The organism is Vibrio sp. 1078-1 (genome assembly GCF_033340475.1).
Window position 1 is genome coordinate 1 of record NZ_JAWOWM010000436.1, and the last position, 657, is coordinate 657.

The following is a 657-nucleotide window of genomic DNA, read 5'->3' on the forward strand; positions in this document are numbered from 1 at the left end:
AACCGGGCAATAAGCACCACAGTCATCCTGTAAATCGTCCGGAGCGACCGGTTCGGCCGCCGCATCACCATCGCCCTTCACACGACTACAGACCGCCTTACTACCATCGTCCACCCGTCGTAATAAGACCGCCGCGATACCATTCCTCTTTCATTTATGTGCGACCTGGTTATTGGTATCCACCTTATCGTGGTCGTTATTACTATTACCATAACGATCTGGTTGGCATCGCTACGTTTGCGATTTTCGCTGGAGTGACCTATGCCATTGTGCAAGACGCCTATTATCAACAGCGCGGCAGTCGTTACGTGTATGTCCAAAACCCACCAGCCGGAAATTACACAGTCATCAGTGGTAGTGATGTTTTACCTAACTCAGCGTCAACAACAACGAGCTTAAGTACTGTGACAACCTCACCCAACTCTTATTCTGCCTCTCCTAACCAAGTGAGCACCACGACAACAGAGACAAGCAAAACGATCACTAAGAAAGCCTCAAGTCCTTATAAGCTTGGCGAAATTGTTGACTCACTTCCCCACACCAAGCAGACGATAGTGATAGACGGGCAAAGCTATTTCAAATACCAAGACACATGGTTTGCGCCACTTAGGGCAGATCGTAAATATGTAGTCGTTGAATCACCTTTGTAAGTAATCA

At 47.6% G+C, this 657-nt stretch carries 1 protein-coding gene; it reads left to right on the forward strand.

The features are described 5' to 3' along the window. The coding region (locus R7190_RS28050; RefSeq protein ID WP_318137947.1) for a hypothetical protein at positions 1-650 on the forward strand (650 nt) is incomplete at its 5' end. Between the last annotated feature and the right edge of the window lie 7 nt (positions 651-657).